Consider the following 3,996-nt stretch of genomic DNA (forward strand, 5'->3'; position numbering starts at 1 on the left):
AAACTCGAGTTTCGTCGCCCACAACTGCATTCTCGGCCCGCCAGAAGTGAGGGCTCGGCGGGGGCTACTTGGCGGTGAGGGCCAGGGCTGCGGTGACCAGGAAGTCGCGGACCTGGTCGGGGGAGACGGAGCCGACGGTGGGTACGCCGGGGGCGGACTCGGAGACCAGGATGCCGACGCGGGCGAGCTGGAGAGCGCCCAGGCCGGAGGCGTAGAGGGTGTTGGCCAGCAGGTTGGCGTCCTTGACGTGGAGCTCGCCGGTGGCGGCGCCGTCCTCGAAGACGGTGGTGAGGATGGTGAGGCAGCCGTTCATCGCCCGGCCGAGGCGGAACAGGGCGCTCTCGGAGAGCTCGTCGAGCAGGTCGGAGCCGCTGCGGCGCATCAGCGTCTGGGCGCAGTCGACGAAGGCGGGGTGCTCGATCCCGTAGTCGACGAAGGTGCCGACGACGTCGCGCACGACGTCCGTGGGCGAGCTGTCGCCCTCGGTGGCGATCAGCATCCGCTCGCGGAGCTCGTCGAGGTAGCCGACCAGCGTCAGCGCGAAGATCTCCTCCTTGCCGGTGAAGTGGCGATAGACGATCGCGCGGTTGATGCCGACCGCCTTGGCGATGTCCTCGATCTGGGCGTCGCTCACGCCGCGCTCGTCGAAGAGCTTGCGGGTGGCTGCGACGATGTCGGCCTCGCGGGCTCGGCGCCGGGCCGCGGCGGCGGAGCGGCGGCCGTCCGGCACGGATCCGGAGGTGGTTGGTCGGGTGCTCACATACACACTGTACGCGGTGTAAAACTTGGAGTTGCACTGTGAGTGCGCGCGTCCCCGACTCACTCCTGGAGCAGTGCTTTCCGAGCGTCGGCGACGTCGTCGGTGGTGACGTAATCGACGCCCGCGACCGCCGCGCGGAGCACGGACGCCGTGCCGACCGCCGGCCAGGTGCCGACCTCGGCGCCCTGGCGGCGGTAGCGGTCCACCAGGGCGACGTCGAGCAGCCGCGTGTGGATGTGCACCTGCGTGAAGTCCGCCTCATGGAGGTCGGCGGGGTCCGGCTCGTCCTTGACCGCGACCGTCTCCATGCCCGTCCGCTCGGCGCCCGGGAAGTCGAAGTGGCTCGCCTCGAAGCTCATGAAGATCGCCTTGTCGTCGTGGCTCTTCCGGGAGACCCAGTCCGCGCGCAGCGAGACGACCTTGCGGTAGAGGGCGCGCATCTCGGCCGCGCTCTCGCCCTTGAGCTCGACCACGAGCCGCACCCGATGGCCGTAGAGCCGTTCGGCGGCGTCGATGGCGTCGAAGGTCTCCTCGATCGTCGGCACCCGGACACCACGGAACCGCGGCCCCATCCACGAGCCGGCGTCGAGCGACTGCACCTCGGCAAGGGTGAACTCCCGCGGACCAGCGCTCCGGCGCTCGGGGAAGCGGGTCTCGACGTCGGTGGTACGCCGGAAGTCGCCGTCGTGCAGCAACACCCACTCCCCGTCGGAGGTCGGCTGGAAGTCCATCTCGATGAAGTCGGCCCGCTGGCGCACCGCGCTGCGGAACGCGTCCAGGGTGTTCTCCGGGTGGTTGAACGAGTCGCCACGCCAGGCAACGACGCCGACCGGTCTGGTCCCGAGGGCGTAGACGGCCGACGTACGCCCCGTGAACTGCGGCGCGCCTCGGTGCTCCCGGGCGATCGTGCGGAACCGCGTCTTCGCCACGTCCCGGGTCCTGAAGACGTACGAGGCATGGCCGGTGGCGTCGGCACGGAGGTCCGCGACCTTCCTCCAGCCGTCGCCGCTGTCGCGCTGGAGGGTGAGCACCCGGCCGGGACGGGCGGGAGCGGCGAAGAGAGTGAGCCGCACCGCCCTGCCGGCACGTACCGACCTCGCCATGCTGGTGGTGACGGCCTGCGGCTGCCCGAAGAGCGTACGCGGCTCGGTGACGCGCTCCGCCCAGGTCTGCCCGTCACGCTCGAAGCCGGGAGCGAGGACCCGCCAGCGCATCCTCCAGGACGACTGCGCGACGACGAAGGAGTAGCGGCCCGACTCCGCGACGGTCTGGGTCTGCACCGGTCGCCAGGCGCCCTCCCGGTAGCGCTGCAGCCGCACCTCCCGGCTGATCCCGGAGCCGATCGAGCCGGTCAGCGTGAACGACTCACCCAGGATCGGCCGTGGGACGCCGTAGGTGGGTGCCTCGACCGAGTCGACGGACGAGTCGACGGACGAAACGACGGACGAGACGACGCGGGTGGAGGCCGGCGCCGGGTTGACGGCGGCCGGCCAGAGGATCGACGTCAGCGTCGCGAGCAGGGCGACAGCGCGGGCGTGTGGGGGCACGCGGAGTGAGGTCAGAGGTTCGGTCGGAGCCACCTACACCCGGTATCCAGATCAGGTCACCGTAGATACGTCCTGACGGTTTCGATCGTGTCCGCCTCGGCCGGTGTCTTGTCATCTCGGTAGCGCACCACGCGGGCGAAGCGCAGCGCGACCCCGCCCGGATAGCGGGTCGATCGCTGGACGCCGTCGAAGGCGATCTCGACCACCTGCTCGGGACGCACCTTCACCTGCCAGTCGTCGGTGCCGCCGACGGCGAGCTCGGTGAACCGCTCCGTCTGCCAGGCCAGCATCTGGTCGGTCATGCCCTTGAACGTCTTGCCGATCATCACGAACTCGCCGTCGGCACCCCTGGCGCCGAGGTGGATGTTGGAGAGCCAGCCCTTGCGGCGTCCCGAGCCCCACTCGATGCCGATGACGACCAGATCGAGGGTGTGGACGGGCTTGACCTTGATCCAGCCCGATCCGCGCCGCCCCGCCTCCCAGGGCAGGCCGACACCCTTGACGACGACGCCCTCGTGCCCGGCAGCGAGCACGTCGGTGGCGAACCGCTCCGCCTCCTCGGTGTCGACGGTGACCAGCCGAGGCGGCCGGTGCTGCTCGGGGACGACCCGATCGAGCTCGGTGAGGCGCTGGTCGAGCGCGAGGTCGATGAGGTCGCGGCCGTCGACGTGGAGGATGTCGAAGAAGTACGGCACCACGACCGCCCCGGGCGCCGACCGGGTCGCGGTGCGCGAGGCGGTCTCCTGGAACGGTCGCGGCCGCCCGTCCGGCCCGAGAGTCATCGCCTCGCCATCGAGCACCAGCGTCTCGGCCGGGAACGAGGCGACGATCTCCGCCACCTCGGGCAGCCGCGTGGTGATGTCCTCGAGGGTGCGGGTCGCGATGCGCACCTCCGAGCCGGACTTGTGAGCCTGGATGCGGATGCCGTCGAGCTTGGTGTCGACCAGGACCGCCTCGCCGAGCTTGGCCATCGCCTCCTCGACCGAGCCTGCGGACGAGGCCAGCATCGGCAGCACCGGCCGTCCGACGACCAGGCCGACATCGGCGAGCGCCTCCTCGCCGTCGAACGCGAGTCCGGCGACCACCACGGTCGATCCGGCGAGCATCGCGGCGCGGCGTACGGCCGTCAACGGCACCTCGGCGGCGGCCGCCAGCGCCTCCTGGACGAGCGAGTCGAGGGCGCCCTGGCGCACCTCTCCGGTCACGACGCCTCGCAACCACGCCTGCTCGGCCTCCGTCGCCGCGCCGAACAACGCGTCGGCCTCCCGCGCCCGCTCGACCTGAGAGCCCGCCCCGGTGACGCGGGACATCCGCTCGAACGCCTCGTGGACGTCACCGACCGTCAGCGACGGCTCGGCGGCGGGGGAGGGGAGCGCGCTGAGCGAGCGCCAGCCCAGCCCCGTACGCCGCTGGAGCAACGTCCCGGAGAGGTAGGCGGTCACGACCGGGAGCTCGTTGCGCGAGGAGGCGGCGAGGCACTCCGCCAGCGCGGCGACCTTCGCCTTCCGCGACCGGGTCGCGGCGACGGCGTTCGACGTGGACACGATGTCGGCGAGCAGCATGTCTCCTAGTGAACCTCACCCCACCGACATCCGAGCCTTGCCCGGCGCTTGCGCCGGGCAAACGGGAGGAGGTCGAGCGAGCGCAGCGGGTGAGCTTGCGAACCCGCGAAGCGGGTCGAGACCACCC

3 protein-coding genes are annotated in these 3,996 nt (G+C 71.2%); all 3 read right to left on the minus strand.

Features of this window, described 5'->3' with window-relative positions; translation table 11 throughout:
* Nucleotides 1-64: 64 nt before the first annotated feature.
* From ACFVJS_RS26735 to ACFVJS_RS26745, 3 genes are read right to left on the minus strand one after another with little or no spacing between them, the layout of a single operon-like run.
* On the minus strand, nt 65-760 hold the full coding sequence (locus ACFVJS_RS26735) for a TetR/AcrR family transcriptional regulator (RefSeq protein ID WP_378886590.1): 696 nt from the start codon (nt 758-760) through the stop codon (nt 65-67).
* Nucleotides 761-819: 59 nt separating this feature from the next.
* Nucleotides 820-2,307: a glycerophosphodiester phosphodiesterase gene (locus ACFVJS_RS26740; RefSeq protein ID WP_378886591.1), complete on the minus strand. Its 1,488-nt coding sequence runs from the start codon at nt 2,305-2,307 to the stop codon at nt 820-822.
* Nucleotides 2,308-2,363: 56 nt separating this feature from the next.
* Nucleotides 2,364-3,869 carry an ATP-dependent DNA ligase gene (locus tag ACFVJS_RS26745; protein ID WP_378886592.1) on the minus strand — a complete coding sequence of 502 codons (1,506 nt, stop codon included), beginning with the start codon at nt 3,867-3,869 and terminating at the stop codon, nt 2,364-2,366.
* Between the last annotated feature and the right edge of the window lie 127 nt (nt 3,870-3,996).

The sequence above is a fragment of the Nocardioides sp. NPDC057772 genome (assembly GCF_042798075.1).
Taxonomy (GTDB): domain Bacteria; phylum Actinomycetota; class Actinomycetes; order Propionibacteriales; family Nocardioidaceae; genus Nocardioides.

Bases quoted from the DNA above. Each gene is read 5' to 3' on its own strand.
- ACFVJS_RS26745 (WP_378886592.1), bottom strand. From the start codon at position 3,869: ATGCTGCTCGCCGACATCGTGTCCACGTCGAACGCCGTCGCCGCGACC.